The sequence below is a fragment of the Pseudoalteromonas prydzensis genome (assembly GCF_001661495.1).
GTDB classification, from domain to species: Bacteria; Pseudomonadota; Gammaproteobacteria; order Enterobacterales; family Alteromonadaceae; genus Pseudoalteromonas; species Pseudoalteromonas prydzensis.
The window spans coordinates 938075-959518 of the sequence record NZ_BDDT01000001.1 but is presented as its reverse complement, the minus strand read 5'-3'; the positions used below and the strand labels follow the sequence as shown (position 1 = coordinate 959518).

The 21444-nt window shown below is 41.1% G+C and carries 14 protein-coding genes; 7 read left to right on the top strand and 7 right to left on the bottom strand.

The window, feature by feature from the left end; translation table 11 throughout:
* From A7968_RS03865 to A7968_RS03845, 5 genes are all read left to right on the top strand, one after another.
* On the top strand, positions 1 to 3750 hold the full coding sequence (locus A7968_RS03865; RefSeq protein WP_064665236.1) for a S8 family serine peptidase: 3750 nt from the start codon (positions 1 to 3) through the stop codon (positions 3748 to 3750).
* Between the two features lie 9 nt (positions 3751 to 3759).
* A complete protein-coding gene (locus A7968_RS03860) occupies positions 3760 to 7254 on the top strand; it encodes a hybrid sensor histidine kinase/response regulator (RefSeq protein WP_167542951.1) in 3495 nt (1164 codons plus the stop codon).
* A 7-nt stretch (positions 7255 to 7261) separates the two neighbouring features.
* On the top strand, positions 7262 to 7900 hold the full coding sequence (locus A7968_RS03855) for a response regulator transcription factor (protein ID WP_064665234.1): 639 nt from the start codon (positions 7262 to 7264) through the stop codon (positions 7898 to 7900).
* A 200-nt stretch (positions 7901 to 8100) separates the two neighbouring features.
* The gene (locus A7968_RS03850; protein WP_064665233.1) at positions 8101 to 8583 is read left to right on the top strand and encodes a DUF3015 domain-containing protein; all 483 of its coding nucleotides are present in this window, start codon (positions 8101 to 8103) and stop codon (positions 8581 to 8583) included.
* Between the two features lie 56 nt (positions 8584 to 8639).
* Positions 8640 to 10463 (top strand): Lnb N-terminal periplasmic domain-containing protein, encoded by a 1824-nt coding sequence (locus tag A7968_RS03845; protein WP_227008938.1) that lies wholly within the window; start codon positions 8640 to 8642, stop codon positions 10461 to 10463.
* On the opposite strand, the gene A7968_RS03840 is transcribed toward A7968_RS03845, so the two are convergent.
* Positions 10435 to 11361 carry a LysR family transcriptional regulator gene (locus tag A7968_RS03840; RefSeq protein ID WP_064665231.1) on the bottom strand — a complete coding sequence of 309 codons (927 nt, stop codon included), beginning with the start codon at positions 11359 to 11361 and terminating at the stop codon, positions 10435 to 10437. The two genes, A7968_RS03845 and A7968_RS03840, sit on opposite strands and share 29 nt — an antisense overlap.
* 121 nt (positions 11362 to 11482) lie before the next feature.
* On the opposite strand from A7968_RS03840, the gene A7968_RS03835 reads away from it, so the two are divergent.
* On the top strand, positions 11483 to 13462 hold the full coding sequence (locus tag A7968_RS03835) for a ligand-gated channel protein (protein ID WP_064665230.1): 1980 nt from the start codon (positions 11483 to 11485) through the stop codon (positions 13460 to 13462).
* A gap of 60 nt (positions 13463 to 13522) precedes the next feature.
* Here the strand turns inward: A7968_RS03835 and A7968_RS03830 are convergent, their stop codons facing one another.
* Together A7968_RS03830 and A7968_RS03825 are read right to left on the bottom strand one after the other, a co-directional pair.
* Positions 13523 to 16576 (bottom strand): efflux RND transporter permease subunit, encoded by a 3054-nt coding sequence (locus A7968_RS03830; protein ID WP_064665229.1) that lies wholly within the window; start codon positions 16574 to 16576, stop codon positions 13523 to 13525.
* The gene (locus A7968_RS03825) at positions 16576 to 17625 is read right to left on the bottom strand and encodes an efflux RND transporter periplasmic adaptor subunit (RefSeq protein ID WP_064665228.1); all 1050 of its coding nucleotides are present in this window, start codon (positions 17623 to 17625) and stop codon (positions 16576 to 16578) included. The genes A7968_RS03830 and A7968_RS03825 overlap by 1 nt, the downstream gene beginning before the upstream one ends.
* Positions 17626 to 17780: 155 nt before the next feature.
* Between A7968_RS03825 and A7968_RS03820 the strand changes: the two genes are divergently transcribed.
* Positions 17781 to 18386, top strand: coding sequence for a TetR/AcrR family transcriptional regulator (locus A7968_RS03820; protein WP_064665227.1), 606 nt, complete (start codon positions 17781 to 17783; stop codon positions 18384 to 18386).
* Between the two features lie 11 nt (positions 18387 to 18397).
* Here the strand turns inward: A7968_RS03820 and A7968_RS03815 are convergent, their stop codons facing one another.
* From A7968_RS03815 to A7968_RS03800, 4 genes are all read right to left on the bottom strand, one after another.
* A complete protein-coding gene (locus A7968_RS03815) occupies positions 18398 to 19087 on the bottom strand; it encodes a VC0807 family protein (protein WP_064665226.1) in 690 nt (229 codons plus the stop codon).
* Between the two features lie 198 nt (positions 19088 to 19285).
* Positions 19286 to 19519, bottom strand: coding sequence for a hypothetical protein (locus A7968_RS03810; protein ID WP_064665225.1), 234 nt, complete (start codon positions 19517 to 19519; stop codon positions 19286 to 19288).
* Positions 19516 to 21126, bottom strand: coding sequence for a PepSY-associated TM helix domain-containing protein (locus tag A7968_RS03805; RefSeq protein WP_064665224.1), 1611 nt, complete (start codon positions 21124 to 21126; stop codon positions 19516 to 19518). The genes A7968_RS03810 and A7968_RS03805 overlap by 4 nt, the downstream gene beginning before the upstream one ends.
* Positions 21123 to 21410 (bottom strand): hypothetical protein, encoded by a 288-nt coding sequence (locus A7968_RS03800; protein ID WP_064665223.1) that lies wholly within the window; start codon positions 21408 to 21410, stop codon positions 21123 to 21125. The genes A7968_RS03805 and A7968_RS03800 overlap by 4 nt, the downstream gene beginning before the upstream one ends.
* Positions 21411 to 21444 lie beyond the last annotated feature (34 nt).

Genomic DNA, 21444 nt, shown 5'->3' with positions numbered 1-21444 from the left:
ATGTTTTTAAAGAATTTATTAAGTGCAAGTGTATTAGTTGCCTTGCCATTTGCTGCCAGCGCACTTGCCAGCAATAAACCATTTGCCTATGAGAAAAAAGTAAATCATGTTATAGCGATGGATGCAGAATTTGCTACCAATCGTTATTTTGTACAATTGCGTGATTTACCAACAGCGTTTTTAGCAGATCAATACCGTACCAAAAAAGCAAAGCTCAATATGCAAGCTGCACCTGTTAAGGCGCGCAAGCAATCGATAGAACAAAAACAAGCAAGCTTTACCACTGACTTGAGTTCAATGCTTGGTCGTATACCGAAAATCCATCACCGTTATCAAACTGCATTTAACGGTATATCGGTTGATTTAACAGAGCAAGAAGCCGAAAAATTACTTGAGCTACCGCAAGTACTTAAAGTTATTCGCCAAGTGGAATATAAACTCAATACTGATGTAAGCCCAGAGCAACTTGGTGCTGAAACAGTATGGCAAGGAGTTAATGGCACAACGATGCCTGCCAAAGGTGAAGGCGTCATTATGGGGATTATTGACTCAGGAGTTAATACTGACCACCCATCATTTGCGGCGCAAGGTGATGATGGCTATGTGCATACTAACCCTATCGGTCACTATATTGGTGATTGTACTGAAGATGCCACTTTGTGTAATGATAAACTTATCGGTGTTTTCCATTATGAGTCAGTGACAGTTAATTATGGCGGTGTTCGTCCAGAAAATGGCGTTGATTATAATGGTCATGGAAGCCATGTTGCATCAACTGCAGCAGGAAATATTTTACGTGACTTACCTTACTACAATGTTGGTAATGAAGCAGTAAGTGATGGTATTCCAGTAGCAGGAACCAATATTAGTCAAATGGCTGGTATGGCCCCTCATGCGAATATTGTGTCTTTTCAAGTGTGTTTACCAACAGGAGGGTGCGCACCAGATGCGATGTTGCAAGCGGTAGAAGATGCGATTGAAAATGGTATCGATGTGATCAATATGTCGATTGGTCCAAATGGTGAAGGTCCACACCCTTGGAGTGATGCGCTTGATATGGCATTTTTAGCAGCACATGAGGCTGGCACATTTATAGCGCTTTCAGCGGGTAACTCAGGTTCAGGCTCGTCTACGATTGGTCATCTAGCTCCATGGACAACGATAGTTGCCAATGCAAGTCATGGTCGCTACTTTGAAAAAAGCTTATCAGCATCAACTGACAATACAACGCAATTTGATGATATTGTAGGTCGCGGTAATATGAGTGCTGCATTATCAGGTGAAGTTGTTTATGCAGGTGACGTTGACCCTAGCCGAAATCGATGTGATTTTTATGCTTTTCAGAGTTTTCCTGAACTGGAAGGCAAAGTTGTGCTCTGCGACCGTGGTACTTTCGCATTAATGGATATGGCTCAAAATGTGCGGGCTCACGGTGCTACCGGAATTATTATTCGTAACACCGACGGTTCGTCTACTCAATTACATTCTTTGCCTTTCTCAATACCGGGCATTATGATTGATCAATCCAGCGGTAATGCATTAAAAACCTGGATAGATAACGAAGAAACACCAACAGTTACTTTATCAGCAGGCGATAAGCGGGTTGATTTAAACGCTGCAAATGTAGTTAACGTGAGTTCGTCACGTGGTCCTAATAGCCTATATCCTGATCTAATGGTGCCGCATATTTCAGCACCAGGAACTGATATCTACGCAGCTTATACGGATGAACAACCTTTTCACGCAAATCCAGCGCCTAGTGACTATACGTTCTTAACGGGTACGTCAATGGCATCACCACATATTGCCGGAATAGCTGCGTTGATCACCCAATTACATCCTGAGTGGACGCCATCAGAAATTCAATCGGCGATGATGTTAACAGCAAATACTGAAATGAAGAAAGAAGATGGTACGACTGCTGCGGACCTATGGGATATGGGAGCTGGTATGGTGCGTGCTGATTTAGCCGTAGAATCAGGGCTGATCATGAATGTTACCAAAAATGAGTTTTTGGCTGCAGACCCCGCGACAGGCGCTGATACAACAACACTCAATATGCCTTTATTAGTGGATGCTAACTGTGAAGGTTCATGTAGCTGGACAAGAACATTTACTGCGACAAAAGATGCCGATTGGACATTATCATTAGCAAAAAATAATTACTCTTTATCATCAATGTCTATTACCCCCAATGTGATTGCAGCAAAGGCGGGGGAAAGCTATGAAGTAACATTCTCTGCAACGATAGCTGAAAGTGCAGCAGATGATTGGATCTCTAGCAGTATTGAGTTGACCTCGAGTGAACAAACGCTAGCAATGCCAATGCATATTAGACCACTGGTGGCTGTTGCGCCGTCGCAATTAACGGAAGATTACTATTACCTACAAGGTAAAATGGATTTAAATGGCTTTAAGTTTAGACGTCCTGAAGGTATTTTCTTTCAAAACTCGCCATTGATCAAAGCTGATTCGTATCAGTTAATATTAACCAATGACAGTGACATTAATACACCGTTTGATGATTTAACAGATGGCGTGGCTTATTTCTTAATGGATATTGAAGCCGGAAGTTCACCTATTGATATTTATATCGGTGAAGCCTCAAATCAAGATACTGATTTATTCATCGGATTAGATAGTAATGGCGATGGTATTCCACAACTAATTGAGCGTATTTGTGTTTCTGCAACAGATAAGAATGTGGGAGAACACTGTCAATTATCTGGTGGGCTATCAGGCACATACTGGGTTATGGCGTGGAACTATGAAAACCAAGATGCTGATTCTGCAAGCGTGACTATTGATGTGGTAAAAGCGACAGATGAAAACTCTGTAGCAATGAATGTGACCAAGCAAAGCGGCTCATTTGCATTTGATGAACTGGCAATGTCAGCAATTTGGGATGGTGCACTAGAAACTAATGCAAGTTACTACAGTGCTATTACAACTTATATGCGCAATGAGTTAACAGGTGATTATAGTAAGTTTGCAGAGACTAACTTTAAAGTGAATCAACTGGGGGCGCCTGCGAGTGTAAGCCTAGACAGCGACTCAATAAGCGTTGGTCAAGAGACTGACATGCAATTTGAATTTGCGCCTAACTTATTAGCTCAGGATGTTAACTATACAATTACTTTAAATTTAGCAGACGGCTTTATGGTTACTGGTGATTCGCTAGATGGATTTGCACCCAAAACGAGCACAATCTCGCATACGTTAACTGTGCCTGCTAATACAGCATCACCAACAACGCTGACAGTCCCTGTGACTTTAGTTGAAAAGTTAACCGGTGAATTTAAGCACACGGTAACTATGAGCACTGACTTTGGTAATTGGCAAACATCGCAATCATTTACTCAAGTTAATAGTAACGAAGCACCACAGGTGTCAATTGATGCATCTGTTGATGCAAGCGATGCAGGTCAAACAGTTACTTTAACTGCGAATGTAACGGATGATAGTGATACTGAGGTAACTTACTTATGGCGTCAAGTGGCTGGCGTGTCAGCAATGGCTGGTGTGCAACAAGGACAAAGTATTACAGTGACTATGCCACGTGTTGAAGTTGATTCGGTGCTGGAGTTTGAAGTACTGGTTAGTGATGGAGAATTAACACACTCAGCAACTAAGACAATTACTGTAAATAAAGAAAATGAAGTGATTGTTGAAGATGATACAGAGGACAGTGGCTCACTTTATTACTTGCTTTTATTGGCAATTCCCGCCATGTTTAGACGACGTAAATAAAATATGTTAATGACAAAGCAGAGGGTAACCTCTGCTTTATTTTATATGGTTGTTCTTTTTCGAATAATACTCCTTGTCTTTTGTATCGCTCTTGCCAACACGGTTTACGCGAACACTCACTCACCTTTTGCACGCCATTGGGATACAACGGGTGGCTTATCGCATAACAGTGTTTACGATATAAACCAAGATCCACTCGGCAGAGCTTGGCTTGCCACGCCAAATGGTGTTGATATAGTAGATGGTTTGGGCGTCACTAATTTACAAACGGTCGCCAAGCCTAATTTAAAGTCGAACGTGATCACACGTGTTATCAGTCATCAAAACGTAATGTATGTGCTCAGTTTGGACGGCATTGATATTGTTGACCCTTATACATTTAAAGTGACTCATGTTAATGACGATACAGGGTTACTTAAGCGCGCTAATCACCTCATATTTACCGATGATTTATCTGCTTATATTGTTGCCAGCAATAAATTAATTCATTGGTCAATAAAAGACAACATCATATCTAAAGTGACTTTACCGGCTGGCGTAGGGCCAGTTTCATCGATCAGTCAAATCGCTGATGACCTACTGATGTTAAGCACTAAAAGTGGTGTTTATTCATACAGCTACAAAACCAATGATATAGAGCCATTGCTATCTTCCGATTCATTGTTGAGCACTAAAGATAGACGCTATGCGTTTATAGATAAGCCTGGCCGCCTCTGGATAAGTGTTTATGCAGAAGGGGTTTATATAATTGAAAATAAAAAAGTAATTGCCCATTTTGAGGAGCAAAATGGACTTGCCAGTAATTTAGTCTCAAAAATTTTTGCAGTGGATGAACATATCTATGTGTTAACTCGCCGAGGTATGAGTGTATATGACCAAACATCATTGCAAATGCTACACACTATTTTGCCAAAAAGTAATAATAATGCCTATTTACAAGCTGAAATGGCGTTAACCGCATTTAATGCCAGTGCTAAGCAAATGTGGATAGGGACTACTAATGGCTTTTATAGTTTAAATCAAAGTGATTTAGGCTTTAAAAATGTTAAATATTCAAACAATAGTCGACTATTTGGTAATGTATTTTCTTTAAATAGTCAATTGTTTAGTGTCAATGAGCATACTATTACTGCTGTTAACCTCAATAGTAATATTGCGGAAGGTTTCCAAGAAACAACACTAAAAACACCGATTATTATGTCAGATGAAAATCTCATTATCACTGTTGAAGGCAGTATATATGAATTTTCAGCTGGGAAGCTAAACAAGCTCATCATTGACTCTCAAGTCGATCAAAGTCAATTATTAGCGGTGTACAAACAGCAAAAACATAATGAAATAATTGCTGTAAGCTGGGAAACGGTTTATTTATTTTCCCGTTTAGATGACAGGCTAATATTAAAAGAGAGTTTTTACCTAGGTAATATAAATATTGCCGATATAAAAAAAGCGAACCATAAGCTCTATATTGCAAGCCAGCGACAAGGTTTGTTAGTGATTGATTTAGAAGATAAAAAGAGTAATTTGAAAACCGCTAAATTGATCAAGGGTCCGCAAGTACCGGTTAATTTATATCTTGATAGAGAACAACGATTATGGCTGCAGTCGCTTGATAATGGCATATTTTATATTGATCAGTCTAAACCTAATAAAGCAAATCATGTAAACCTTAACCGACACTTCCAATCTGAGTGTATGGTGACTGATAAAAATAATAATACGTGGTTGGTCAGTGCTAAGGGTATTAGCATTTTGGCAGCAAATTTTAAATATAATGATTGGATAGGAGATGGTAGAGGTTTTAACCCAGAGCATGTGGGCATTACAAGTTGCGGTAATGTAGATGGTCAAGTGTTTATTGCCACAACAGCCAGTGTTTATATTTTTAATGCGTTTGCAAGAGAATTTAAAAAGCAGCCACAATCACTGGGGATCAGCGCTGTTTCTAAAGATTTGAATTTTGTTAAATATCAAAATGAAGCAAGCTATCAACAGCCGAGTTTACTCAGTTTTTTAATTTACTCAGATGATTTACTGCAATCTAAAAATGCCCAATTACAGTTTAGAATTAAAAATTTACACAAACAGGATGCGCTATTAGATGCGCACTGGAATGAAGCACAAGGGCGAGAAATTAAATTACTGCAACCGACATCGGGTGAATACCTGCTAGAGTTTAGGTTAATTACCCCTGATGGCATTGAGATACTGAATAATACCAGCTTCTTTGAGGTACAGCCGCCGTTTTATCGCCGCTCAGAAATGCTGGCTGTGTATATTTTTATATTTTTTGCATTGTTGATCAGTTTATTTGTCAAAAAGTTACGGGCAAAAAATAAAACCTTGTATGAAACACAATTGGCTTCCATCGAGCAGCAAAAATATGGCTTAAAATTAGCCAAAGAAGTGCGCGAGAAAACAGAACAATATCGAATACAACGTCAATTAGCAGTGAAAGCGAATATTGATAAAACACGATTTATTGCTTCAGCCAGTCATGACTTGCGAGTTCCCCTTAATGCTATTCGTTGGAAATTAAAACAGCTTATAGACGATAGCTCGCCTGATAAAGAACCATTAATGGAAGAGATACAAATGCTCGATAATTTAGTTGAGTCGATTGTTAATTTAGCTAAATTCGATGCCAAACAAATTACTGCAAATCCAACCAGCTTTGCACTGAGTGACTTTATTACTGAGCTGCAAAAGCGATTTAGCGATTTAGCGATACAGTATAAGGTTACCTTAACGTTTAAAAATCATGGCGGTAAGCTCTTTTTGTTTAGTGACCGATTTTTGCTATCGCGCTTAGTCAATAACCTTATAGATAACGCCATTAAAAATACTCAAACTGGGGGCGTTGTGACTGTCGAAGCAAATTATTGTGATAAGTATCTTGCGCTGAGCGTTAAAGACACAGGGCAAGGGTTGCCAGCTAGTGTAAAATCAAACCTCTATTCGACCTTTGTTAGGGGAACAGATCATTATCGAGGGACTGGGCTTGGGCTTGCGATAGTTAAACAAATTGCCGACGTACTCGATGTGCCCATCCGTTTACAGAGTAACGAATTGGGCACTGAGTTCACCTTGCAGTTACCACTTTGTGTATCGCAAAATAACTCAGTAACGTCTGTACCCTCTGGCGTGAAGAATGTTTTAGTGATCGATAATGATGCGTTTTTTGCCAATGAGTTGAGTAATAGCTTATCGCAACTAGGCTTCGCTGCTGATACACTCGTTGTTATCGATATTGAACGTATTACTGCGGCGGTTGCGCAGTATAAAGTAGTGATGTTTGACTATAACTTAGGCATTGATGAAACAGGCCTTGAGCTGGCTAAAAAACTACATTCTCTGAAAGTAATAGATCAACAGTTGGTGATCATTATGTCTGAAGATGCTTCATTGCGGCAGCTAGTCAGAGAAACCAGTGACTTTATCTTTTTAAGTAAACCAATTAAAAAAAATAAGCTATCATGGGTTATTCAATCAAAAACTCACTGAGGTTGCTATGAATGAGTTTACGATTTTAATTGCTGATGATCATCCAATGTTTTTACAAGGTATTACAGATGCCTTGCATAAATGCGCGCTCCCTTTGTACATAGATAGCGTAAAAAGTTACATTGAACTATTTGAGTTACTCGACAAGAGCGATAGTGAGGTTGACTTAATCTTATTAGATCTTGAAATGCCAGGTTCAACCAGTGACGCGGGCATTTATTATGTACGTCGAATCTATCCTGAAATCCCCATTGTAGTTTTAAGTGCACATGACACCATTGATGTTAAAATTAAATGTTTAAGTTTAGGAGCTTCAGAGTTTTTATCTAAATCAATGGATGTTGAAAAACTAGTACAATGTATTGTAGATATAATGCATGGCGAATATCAATTTCCAGCTACACCCTCACGCAGTGCAAACAGTGACTCAGTTAACAAAGTGGCGTCCTTAACCCCGTCTCAATTTAAAGTTTTGCACCTAATTGCTTGTGGGCATTCAAATAAAAAAATAGCCGATTTATTACAAATATCTGAAAAAACGGTAAAAAATCATATCTCTATGATTTTTGGGAAGCTGGATGTTACTAATCGAACCCAAGCAGGAAATTTGTTTAATGCCGTAAGCAATAGTAATCCTAAGTTATAAAAATTAAGTGACAATTTTATAAGGTATATATCCTGTGGCGGTAAGTCATCAGAGTTCATCAGGGTATGTAATCTTAATCGCAAAAATGCTTTTTGTTATTGTTTTGGGTAATTACTTCTTTATTTAATTTATTTTTATGCTAGCCTTTAGACGCTTTTATTTATCTCAAATATAAGCAATTAAATATAAGGATTTATTAAATGAAAAAACTAATCGCAGTAGCAGCTATCTCACTTCTTCCTTTCTCAAATGCAATGGCCGATCAAGATATTGGTTGTGGTTTGGGTTCAATGTTATTTGCCGGTAAAGACGGTAAAGCAGTAAAAGTATTGGGTGCAACTACAAACGGTACGTCTGGTAACCAAACGTTTGGTATTACATTTGGTACGCTTGGTTGTGATGGTACAGGTACTGTTACTTCATCAGCCAAAATCGCGCAATTTATCGATGGCAACATGGAACAATTAGCACGTGATATGTCACAAGGCGAAGGCGAAACGTTATCTACGCTTGCTGAGATCTGGGGTGTTCAAGATCAAGATAAAGCAGCATTTAATGCACTAGCGCAAAGCCAATTTGCCACTGTTTTCACATCTGAAAACGTGACTTCGCAAACTGTTTTAGAAAACCTAAACTCAGTTGTAGCAAGTGATGCATCACTTTCAGCATACACGCTATCTTAATTAGCTAGCTGAATATAAATTTATTTAAAGCCCCAATAGGGGCTTTTGTTGTATATATGACGATGAAAAATTTACTTGCGCTATCTTTATTATTTTTTTGTTTTGCCATTTTTGCTAAACCTGTTGCTGCTGAGCCTCTTTGGGAAAAACCCTACTGGTTAAAGTTGGGCCATTATCGGCCGCAGCTTAGTGGTGGTTTTGAAAGCGATGTCGATGATACTGCTTTTTTTCTATCCCCCTTGGGTAAAACGGATCCTAAAGCTGAATTTACAGCCACGCTGGAAGAGTTCGAGCAACAAAATAAAACCATTATTTGCCAGTTTCCAGCGCGTTATCAATGGCTCAAAGCACAGGTTACGAATGACTGGGCGGCACTAGCGTGTCCTGAACTTGAAAATTGGCGTTCGCTTATCAATCCTAAAGCGATGACACTGGTTTTTCCAACCGCTTATATGAATAGTCCTTCGTCAATGTTTGGCCATACCTTGCTGCGTATAGATGCCAAAGATCAAACGCGTCATAAAGAGCTGGTGGCGTTTGCCGTTAACTTTGCCGCGGAGCCGGATGAAAATGACAATGCTGCCTTGTATGCGTTAAAAGGACTGATCGGTAAATACCCTGGTAACTTTAGCCTGATGCCTTATTATCGCAAGGTGCGTGAATATAGTGATATTGAATCACGAGATATTTGGGAATACCCGCTGAGTTTTTCTGAATCTGAGGTTGAACGTATTTTATGGCATTTATGGGAAATGCAGTCGGCGACGTTTGATTATTATTTTGCGGATGAAAATTGTTCTTATCAGTTATTGGCGTTATTACAGTTGGCTCGTGATGATCTGGATTTAACCAGCTCGTTTAGCTTTCATGCTATACCCTCAGATACTGTGGCGGTACTAAATGGGCAAGGATTACTTCAAACGCCGGATTATCGTCCTGCATTTGGGACTAAATTACACCATTACGCAAAACAGCTTACTCCACAAGAGCTGGCGGCAGCAAAGCAGTTAATGGCAGGTGCAGAGTTTGATAACAGCCAGTTTACTGCCCAGCGTAGCGTCGCAATTTATGAAGTAGCTTATGAGTGGCTTAATTTTAATTTTTATGATCAAGGTTTAAACCGAGATGATATTGCGCCGCGCTTAACTAAACTGCTAAGAAAACGCAGTCAGTATAAAATTGCCTCGCCGCTAACCAAACCAGCAAAGCCTACAGTATCACCAGAGCAAGGCCATGGCTCTGCTCGTGTTGCTTTGGCAAGATCTGACTCTAAAAACTATGGGCAAACTACAGAGCTGGCTTATCGATTAGCCTACCATGACTTGCTCGACAGCTCTGCTGGGTTTATACCCGGCGCACAAATTAGCTTTTTAGATATCAACGCCAGTTATACAGGTGAGCATTTACAGCTTGAGCACCTTTACTTAATCGATGCAATGTCTTTAGCGCCTGACAATCAAGTGTTTAACACTTGGTCATGGAACTTACGGTTGGGCTTTGACCGCACGGCTGGCAATACTAAGCGAGTAGGGCGCAGCTTTGTTGAAGGTGGATATGGAAAGTCAATTGGCGATCCCAATTCATTGCATGCTTATCTACTGGGCACAATTGGTTTAAATAGCGGTGATTTTAGTGACGGTATTTCCCCCGCCGCAGGGGTTGAAGGAGGGATTATTTGGCAATTGAATCCAGCCCATAAATTTGCTGCCAGTGGCCAATTTCAGTGGTTGGCAAATAATCAACAAGCTCAGCGTAGTCAAGCAAAGCTGAGCTGGCATTGGGCCTTAGAAAAAGATTTTGCACTGCGTACTGAGGTCAATTATAGTCATTGGCAGCAAGCTGATCATGGCGTTAAATTAGCGCTTTATTATTATTTTTAACTGTTTTAGGTCGTGATAAAGCCGCAAAATTTTCTTTGAGTAAGGAAATTGCAGCTTTTGTTTTCGCAGCTAAAATATCCCGCGCAGGTGTAACTGCAAATACGCTGTAATGCGGTAACTGCCAATCAGTACACAAAGGTTTTAATTCACCTGAATGTAATAAACTTCGCACTTCAGGCTCGGGTAAAATGGCATAGCCAACACCATCACATACCAACTGAATAATGCTTTGCATATTGTTAACAGTGATCCGTGGCTCAGGTAATGTAACGCTTTGTTTAGTTGTTTTGTGTGTTAGCGCATATTCAGCGCTGATGTGGGCAATTCTAGGCATGGTGATTAATTGCTCAATATTGTGATTTACTTCATTGGCTAGCAGGTGGCTGTGATGCACGCATAACACTAATGGCCAATCTACTAAATGCCTTGCGATTAAGTTTGAGTCTTGTAACGGGCCAATGGCAAGTGCTAAATCAGCTCCTGCTTTTATCATATCAACAGGCTCGTCCGACAAGGTGAGCTGAATATCAATATCCGCGTACTGACTGATTAATTGTTGTAATGGCGTACTTAAGAGCCCTCCACCAAAACCAACCGGCGCAACTAATTTTAATTGCCCACTTGGGTTGTTTTGTAATTGCTGCAATTGTTCAGAGGTGGCTGAACTTAGCGCCAACATCTTAATACAACTTTGATAATACAGCTGACCTGCTTCCGTTAAGGTTAAAACGCGAGGGCTGCGATTAAACAAACTTAACCCCAGTTCATGCTCAAGTTGTTTGATCTGTTGGCTGACCGCTGATGTCGTCATAAGTAGCTCTTGTGCTGCGTGGCTCATGTTGCCGGTTTCGACTGTACGAGCAAATACATTAAGTGCCTTGAGTAATTTCCCATTCATAACTTTAAGTCCTGCTTAACATAGCTTTAAGAATTCACACATTGTGAAAGTGGGAACTTCTAATTAATATCGCAAACGCTAATTATTATCATTTATAAAACAAAAGTCACGGAGAATCATCATGAATACGGTAAGCCGTAAATTAATACCGTTAACTGCAGCAATTTTAAGCGCTTTAAGTGTGTCAGCCCATGCGGATGATGCCAAGCAAGATATGGAAGTGATTGTGGTATCTGCATCCGGCAGTGAGCAAATGCTGAAAGAGGCACCAGCCAGTATTAGTGTGATAGATAGATCACAGCTCGAAAAACGTTTTTATCGTGATTTAACCGATGCATTAACCGATGTACCTGGTGTTGTAGTCACAGGCGGTGGTGACAGAAAAGACATTAGCCTGCGTGGTATGGCGAGCCAATATACGTTGATTTTAATTGATGGACAGCGGCAAACATCCCGTGAAACACGCCCTAACAGTGATGGCCCTGGCGTTGAAGGTGCGTGGACACCACCCATCTCAGCAATTGAGCGCATTGAGGTTATTCGCGGCCCGATGTCGTCACTTTATGGCTCTGATGCCATTGGTGGTGTGATCAACATTATTACTCGAAAAACGCCAGAGCAATGGTATGGTGAAGTACGCCTTGATAGCACAATTCAAGAGCGCAGTGAGTCGGGCAATATTAATCAAGGCAGTTTTTTTACCGCTGGTGGACTCATTCCTGAACTGCTAGGCGTGCAGCTATCTGGCCAGTTCTCAGAACGAGATGAAGATGATTTTACAGCAGGTTTTCGTGGCAAAGAGCAAAGTAATATTAAAGTGAAGTTTATTTTAACTCCCACTGCTAACCACGAAATTATGTTTGAGGCAGGCACGGGTAAACAAACCTTGGATGCCACTCTTGGTAAAACCGTTGCTGCACTTGCTCCCGGTGAAAGCTGCGGGCGCAGAGGATGCCCTGAATCATCAACCACTGAATATGAACAACAAACCTTTTCACTCAGTCATAATGGCTTTTATGATTTTGGCTCTTCTCGCAGCTACTTAAAGTACGATAAGTTCGACAACACCTCTCGTGAAATGTTTGTAGAAAATACTGACGCACAAACTAGCTGGACCTTGCCAATTATTACCGATCACAATGCCACGGTAGGTGCTGCGTACTTAAAAGAAACACTGGACGATTATACCAGCAATAAAATTAGTGATTTAACACACGTAGAGAATGAGCAATGGTCTATCTTTGCAGAAGACGAATGGAGCGCGACTAAGGCATTTAAGTTAACTACTGGACTTAGATACGATCATGATGGTAATTTCGCCGGTCATTGGAGTCCTCGCTTATACGGTGTGTATAGCGCGAGCCATGATCTCACTATTAAAGGCGGTATCTCAACAGGCTTTAGAGCGCCAAATATTCGCCAATCTACTCCTGATTGGGGGCAAGTAAGTCGCGGCGGAAATATTTATGGTAATGCAGATTTAAGTCCAGAAAAGTCCGTTAACTATGAAATGGGCATTTATTACGATGTGAGTCGTGATCTGAATGTGTCAAGTACCGTGTTTTATAATCAGTTTGATGACAAAATCACCCGTATTGCCTGCCCGCTAACTCAGTGTACAGATGGCCCTAACGACTTTGGTTCATTGCCCACTACGTATGTCAATGTGGATGAAGCAGTTACTCAAGGTTTTGAATTTACCCTGTCGTATGACATCACCAGCGATATCGACGTCAGGGCTAATTACACTTACACCGATTCCGAACAAAAATCGGGTGAGTACAAAGGCAGCCCATTAAACCAGTTACCAAAGCATATTTTACAAACATCTTTTAACTGGCAACCCAGTGATAAATTTGGCAGCTGGTTACGTGTTCATTACCGTGGTGAAGAAAGCCAGCCAACAACTGGACCTTCGCAAAGTAGCCTTATTGCGCCAGATTATACCTTGGCCGATATTGGTGGTAACTATAACTTAACCAACACAGTAAAACTTGGCTTTGGTGTGTATAACATGTTTGATAAAGACATCACTGAAGATGAGTATGGTTATGTTGAAGACGGCCGCCGTTATTGGGCGTCACTGAGCTGGGAGTTTTAATTTAACATAAACAAGGCCTCAATCGAGGCCTTGTCTGGTTTGAGAAAATACTGTGAATGCTTATTTACAGCGTAACTTTCGTTTTGATAGTAAATAATAAGCCACGGGTACAAAATAAAACGACAGTATAGTGGTCAATACTGTGCCGCCCGCAATAGCGATTGCAAATGGTGGCCAAAAGCCGCCCCCGGCTAAAATTAGCGGTAAAAAACCACCTACGGTAGTGATTGTGGTAGAACTGATATGCCGTGAGCAAGTCATCACCGCGGCAATGATTTTGTGTTTATCGGTTAAGGCACCGGTTGCGTTAAGCTCAGATAAAATAACGATAGCGGCGTTAATTGCCAGCCCCATTAACCCTAGTAAGCCAATAATCACAGTAAACCCAAACGGATAGCCTGCAATATACACACTTAATAAGCCAAGCATCGCGGCTTGTAAGGCGTTAATTAAAATTAATGCGGTGGTAGTAAACGAGTTAAATGACATCACCAGTACCGTGATCAACAGCACCATGATAATACCTACTTGACCCAGTAATTTACCGACCGCTTCATTGCGCTCTTGTGATTCACCGCCAATTTCTAACCTGTAGCCGTGGGGCAGTACAAAGCCAGATTTTTCAATAGTTGCAGTAACTTCATTAAGCACTGTTTGCGGCAATACACCGGTGGTTAAATAGGCCTCAATAATATTTACTCGCTCTCCGTTACGTCGCGCAATTGAACCTCGCGAAGGTGTAAGCTCAACATCTGCATAAGATTCAACTAACAATCCTTGGCTCGTTGCTGCAGGGCTGGTTAATTGAGTGCTAAATAATGCACTAATGTCAGCACGGTCTTGATCGGCAACTCTCACTCTCACCGGCACAGTTTCTGTATTATCAATAATACTGCCGGCAATAACGCCATTGAACTGACTTTGCAATTGCGTTGCCATTGCACTTAAGCTTAAACCCGCATGGGTGAGAGCCGCTTCATCTGTGTTTAACCACAACTTTGGAGAACCCGAGAGCAAAGTAGGGCGGGTATGTGTAATGTTCTCATGCGCTATCAGCTGGGTACGCAGTTGCTGACCTAATTCCGACAACGTATCTAAGTTTGGTCCGTAGATCCGCATCTCAATAGGTGCGTTGAATGGTGGGCCTTGCTCTAGTTTTCTAACTAAGGTTTGTGCGCTTGGAAAAGCACTATCAAGCTGTACTTGTAACTGGGTGATTAATTCGTTGGCTCGTTTAAAGTCGCTAACTTTTACCATGGCTTGGGCATAGTTATTTGCGCCGCGATTACGTTGCAGCATGTTGTAATAAAAGCTGGGGAAATTAGTCCCGATCATCCAATCCAGCTTCTCAATCCCTTCATATTGGCGTATAAACTGATCCATACTGACAATCGCCTGACGGGTTGACTCAATACTGACATGAGGAGCAAAATGCACTTCAATTTGAAACATATCGCGATCGGAAGGCGGGAAGAATTGCTCGGTCAGTTGCCCTGCACCTAAAAAGCCAGCGACAGGAAAGATAAATACGATTAATAAAGTTAATAGCGGTTTTTCTAAGCTTAATTTTAAGCTTGCAGCAAAGCGTTTACTGAGTTTTGGAGCACGTATTCCTTGATAGAATATTCCAGTGCGCGAGTCATTCTTTATAAACTGCCCTGCAAATACCGCCACTAAAGAATGTGATATCAAATATGAGCCAATTAAAGCAAAGATCACACTTAAAGCGATCCCGCCGATAAACTCTCCAGCAGCACCTGGCATTAACACTATCGGTGCAAACGCTAGTATTGTAGTCAATGTTGAGCCCAATAATGGCAACCAAAAGTGTGCAACGGCTTTTTCAACGGCGGCAAGCGCATTAACACCTTGTTGGCGAAAACGCTGTACGGCATCGGTGATCACGATGGCATTATCAACCATAATCCCCAGTGCAACCACTAATCCTGTGACCGACATTTGATGAATGGGCAAGTCATACCACTGCATACTCACAAGGGTAAATAATACGGTTAAGGGCAGTGCAGTTCCAACCACTAACGCGGCCTTAAATCCTAAAGTGATCAAAAGCACAGCCAGTATGAGCACAAAACCAACCGCAATATTCCCCAGTAAATCTGCTAATCGAGTTTCGGTATAGCCCCGTTGATCAAAAATATCCTGTAGTAAAATTTGTGCAGGCAAATCGTTGGAAAATTTAGCAACAGCAGCATCCACGCGCTCAGAAAAGGTATCAATACGTAGGTTTGGTAACATGCGGATTGCGATATAAATACCTGGTTTACCATCAATTAGTGCGATTTCACTAACAGGTGTTTTTACAGAGCGGGTAATTGTCGCAACATCAGAGAGTTGATACTGTCCTGCATGTTGATTGCTACTCAATGGAATGGCGCCAATTCGTGCAATTGAGTCAAATGCTCCGGTTACTTCTATTTGCATTTGAGTTTTATTATTCGTTAATGTGCCAGCGGCTACTTTAGCATCAGCGCCTTTGATAGCAGCATGAATTTGCGACAGTGAGATCCCTGCCAGATTCGCTTTATGTTGATCAACCGCAACTAGAATTTCTTCATCGATTTGACCAAAAAAATGCACTAACTCAACGCCAGGTACATTACGTAATTGGTTTTGCAACTCTTTAGCATAGCGATTAACCGTGGCTAAGGTTGTAACATCATTATTAGCATTGAGCGATAAGATTCGGGTATAGGCGTATCCACGCTCATCATCTAGTAACGGCGGCGAGGCATTGACGGGCAGTTGGCTACTGACATCACCTAATAAATCTCGCATTCGTGACCAAACGGGTTTTACATTGGTGACTTCGTCTTTTAATTCGATTGTGATCACTGATAACCCAGGGCGAGAAATTGACGATAAGGTTTTTATTTCCGCCTGAGATTTAAGTTTTTGCTCGATTTTTTCACTTATCTGCACTTCCACGCGTTCAGCACTGGCGCCAGGTAAGGCTGTAGTCACAATTGCAACGCGATTTGTGATCCTCGGATCTTCACTTCGAGGTAAGCTACTAATGGCTGCCAAACCACTGACAATCAATAAAGCGACTAACAGTGCTTGAACTCGCCCGTGATTAAATAAGTAACGGATCATCACAATGCCTTAGCGCTTTGCGTTGCAACAATATTAACTGCGATGTTTGCAGAGAGTTTATGCATGCCATTAGCCACAATTTGCTCGCCATCGTGCAGTGGTGCGCCAATAAACGCATAGCCATCATGTGCGTAATACAGTTGCACGATAACGGGTTTTAAAACCGCATTGCGTATTTGATAAACTTGCCAAGTGCCCCGAATGCCGTCAGCTAAGGCATCAAGAGGCACCCAAAAGCCAGCTTGCTGCTTATATTGTTGTAATTCAAGTTTGGCTAATTGCCCCGGGTATACTTTTGCATTGTCTGGAAGCGAGAAGCGCATCGTAAGGGTTTGTGTTTTAGCATCTATTCCTGCGCCTTTACTCAAGGCCGTTACTGCATAGCGTTGCCCAGCAATCTCTATGGTCATATTATTTTTGACTGTATGTTGCAAACTAAGCGGAATACCAATACTCACTTGCGCGTGCTGATCTTCAATTAGCCTTACGATGGGGGTGCCAGCGGCTACAATTTCACCTTCAGAAGCAAAGCGTTGCCCTAAAATACCTGTAAATGGCGCTGTTAATTCGGCTTTTTGTTTACGAATAGTGATTTCATTAATACTGGCATCAATCCCCGCTGTTTCTGCAACGAGCACCGCCATATTGGTTTTTGCTTGATCCAGCGCAGACGTCGCGGAATAATTTTGTTTATCAAGGGCGGTTAAGCGATTTATTTCCAATTTAACTAAATTAAGTTGTGCAGTAGCACGTTGCTTTTGCGCTTGTAATTTTTTCAGCTCGATGTCTAAAAGTTGGGTGTTTTGTTGCGCTATTACATCGCCTTGTTTAACATGTTCTCCTTGGTCGAAGTAAATACGTTCGATTTTCCCTGGAAATTCATAGCTTAACTTCGCATCATGCTTTTTAATTACTTGGCCACTGAGCGTACGCGTTTGATTAAAACCCGCTTCTTTTTTTACCGTATATGCCGCCACTTGCACTGAGCTTTGTGCTGCTAAATAAAACGGCATGAGTATAATAAATGCACTGAGTAAATGTTTTTTCATGGAATATCCATATAAATTGTCAGTTTGCTATAGTGCATTCAACACTGTTTACACTTGTTTGTGTACGCACTATGATAATAACTAGACTCTCGAGTCTAATTTTGAATAAATATAAACCAATCAAACTAGACTGTCTAGTTTGATTTGAGGTGAAAATGGAAATAACGACCCTGAGTCGCTCAGAGCTAAAGCGACAACAGATCATTACTGCAGCTACTAGCTTGTTTATGGAAAAGGGTTTTCCTAATACCAGCATGGACCAAATTGCTAAGTTAGCTGAGGTGTCTAAGCAGACTGTGTATAGCCATTTTAAAGATAAAAACAACTTATTCGTTGAAACGGTAACTGCACACTGCTCGTCTTCTAACTTACGTAAAGAGCAGTTTGAAGCTACGCAAACACTTGAAGAGAACCTTTTACGGGTGCTAACTAATTTTATTTCTTTAGTCTTTTCACCTGAGGCGTTAAGAGTATACGACACCTGTGTAGCTCACAAAGATGAATACCCAGAGCTGGCTTTGTTATTTTACGAGGCGGCGCCGAAAGTGGTGATCCAACAAGTTGAAACATGTTTGCAAAGTATCGCCGCTGCAGGTTTATTGACTATTGAAAACCCGAAATTTGCGACTTTGCAATTACTGGGTATGACTCAAGGAGATTGGAAACTGCGCCACGCACTAGGCCACGCAAAAGCCGACGAATTACCGCCGGCCGACTACATTGCAGATTGCGTAACGCGATTTATTAAAATGTATCGTTGATTTCAGTGCGTTTATTGCAGTATGAAATCATCGACTGGTTGTTTAGTAAGTTTACCTATTTGTTTAAATGTGAAAATAATAGCACCAACCAATAACACCATAGTGGGTGCTACAATCACTGGGTAACTTAACCACGTCATACGCCCTAACTCTTCCGCATAAGCTGTGGTGCCGGGCATACTGACCACAATAGCTTTTGCTAAAAAGTAATTAAGTGTCGCAGATAAAAAGAATGCACTGGCAACAATAAACCCAGCTAAACGTATTTTAGCATCAAATACAGCGGTATTATTTTGTTGCTCAAGTGACTGAGTTAGCTTTTCTATATCTAACAGTTCAGGGTTAATTAATAGCTTACGGATCAATGGGTAAGGCGTGTATTGGCTCACTAACACAATGATACCGATAATAGCGGGCACCATGGCTTCTTTAATGGCAATGTATTTAGGGTCGAGTTCAAATAAACTAATACCGCCAGTAAGCAGTACGCTGATGATGCCAAGTACTGAGAAAAAGTTTACTTTGCCTGATTGCTTAAGCTCCCACAACCCAAATAACAGTGGAAAGGCAAGTGCCACTACCACCGCCCACACAGGGCCTAAGGTATCTGGTGTACTGAAGCGGCTTAAAATCACCGCCGGTAAAATAATATTAAAAATAAGGTTACTGAAAAAATTACTTTTCTTTTTTGGTTTTGTCATTAGTTAGTCATTACAAGTACTCATGCTAGGAAGTATATACTCAAGTTACTTGAAGATACATGGCTTTGCGTGGTCAGCTATATAGCTAATCCATTATCCCAACCATATAAGCATTATGATCAGAGAGAATATGCAGGCAGCGAGAGGTTGTTTTAAGTAACGCCCTCAACATGATGCTTAGGGCGCGCAAGTCTTTAATTATTGTTTTGAGGTTTTTTTGCCTAATAAAAATGCCGTCAATAAGCCAATTAATAGTGCCGTAGGCACGGCAATAAACACACCGGCTATATTACCGTACACAGCAATAAAACAGGCTGTGGCAATACAAAAAACCACCAGACTTAGCCAGCGGCTAGCGCTGTTGGCGGTTCTGAGCAGTAAACTACTAGCAACTAATAATAAACACCCTAATGTTAGGTAGATGAATGTCATACAGTTACCTCTCGAGTGGCTTTAGCTGTTACCCCATTTAACGGCTTGGTTACTAAGCAGTTGCTTACATAAATAAATAAGCCACCAATAAACAAGAAACTAATATCAACAGCTGTCACGAGCAAATTATTTGCAGAAAATGCATGACTGGCTGAAAGGGCTAAGTTCAGCGGTAATACGGCCATACAAGCAAGTCCTGTCAGCGTCATCGTTACTTGTAAATAGCGATGATAATTAATAGGTAACACAGCTAATAAGCACCAAGCGAGCCATGAATAAAAGAACAGCGGCCCGAAATAAGCGTTATGCGTTTGTACAGGCACAAGGTTGTTTAACAAAACTTGAGCCGGAAACAAAATAGCAGTAGCAAGCACTAAACCGCCACAGCTACCAATAATCGATCGGTTCCAGCGTTGGTAGGCGAGTTCAGATAAAGTTGGGTTACTGCCACGGCTACGCTTTGCCAACCACATCATCATGCCCGACAGCGGTAATAATGCCGTGCTTAAGCCTAATAATGCCCAAATCAGTTTGACAAAAATGCCAGCGAAGTTACCAAAATGCAATGGAAACAACAGCTCTAATACTTTAATGGCAGGACCTGGAATATCACCAAAGCTACTCATTGATTTACTAAATTCACCGTTACCATGATAGTGTAGCAATTGTGAAGCGACCGCATCACCGCCAATCAAACGTAAGTACACTTGAGCATTGGCATCGTTATGCGCCATAATGGTTAAATCAATAATTTTAGCTTTTGGGTAGCGCGCTTGCGCATCAATTAAAATAGTATTGATATCAGTTGCTTGATAGTCATTAGTAATAATAGGCTCAGGCATTGCTGTGAATTTTGCGACCAGCTTATCTTGATCGCCACCAAAGCTGACAAATGCCGCAGCAGGCAGCAATATTATTGTCGCTAAACCTAAAAATGCGCCCGTAAAGCCAATGATGCCATGAAATAGGCTGCCCCAAATCCCCATAATTTTATGGGCGTCGTTTACAACAACATCAAGCTCTTTTTTACGTCTAAAAGTAAACAACTCTTTGATTAATTGGCGATGAATAAATAGGCCTGTAATTGTTGATACAAGTAAGGTTAAGCCTAAAAAGCCGGTAAGAATGAGGCCAATAGGGCGGCCCAAATGAAGATCCGCATGAAAATGACCAATAAACGAGGGAGCATCGGTTTTGCGCTGTTCATAAAAGTCACCAGCTGCGCCATAATACTCGTTTACCAACTCAAAATTACGTGGGTCAAACTGATAAGCGTAAGCCGCTTCTTCGTCGTAGTTTTCATCGCCATCATGGGATTCAAATAAAATGGTAAGCAAATGCGTGTTGTGCCCAGTAGGTAAGTAAACGTGAATGTTCTCACCAAACTCTGGGGGGACTTGTTGATGGTAATGATTAATAAGCTCGGTTACTTTTGCGCAGGGAACATTACTGAGTTGATGTAGTTCTGGATTGGCCCATATTTTTAGCTCTGGGCGGCTAAGGACAGCCAAAGCGCCGGTAAAGCAAACAATGAAAAGTAAAATAGCAGTGACAATGCCGACCCAGCTATGCAGCAAAAATAACTTTTTTAATGAAATAGATTTCATCCTTGTGCCCCCGATAAAGCCATAAAACTCAAGCCAGCATGACTTAATATGATTACTAACATAACCACAAATGGCTGCCATGCTTTTTCAGCCATGTAAGCATAAATAAATAATCCCGCCCAAATAAAGGGAAATAGCATAATTGGGATGAGTATTTGTTCTTCCATAGCAAAGGGTAAGTAGGTTGTCATCCCAGGGATCATCACAACCGCTGTAATTAATGCCAGTAAACAGGCCATTAAGTGGCGTCGTGTAGTGGCAGAAAAGGTGCGTTTCATATTCATTGTTAGTTTGTCCCTAAAATGTGGCAGCTATAAT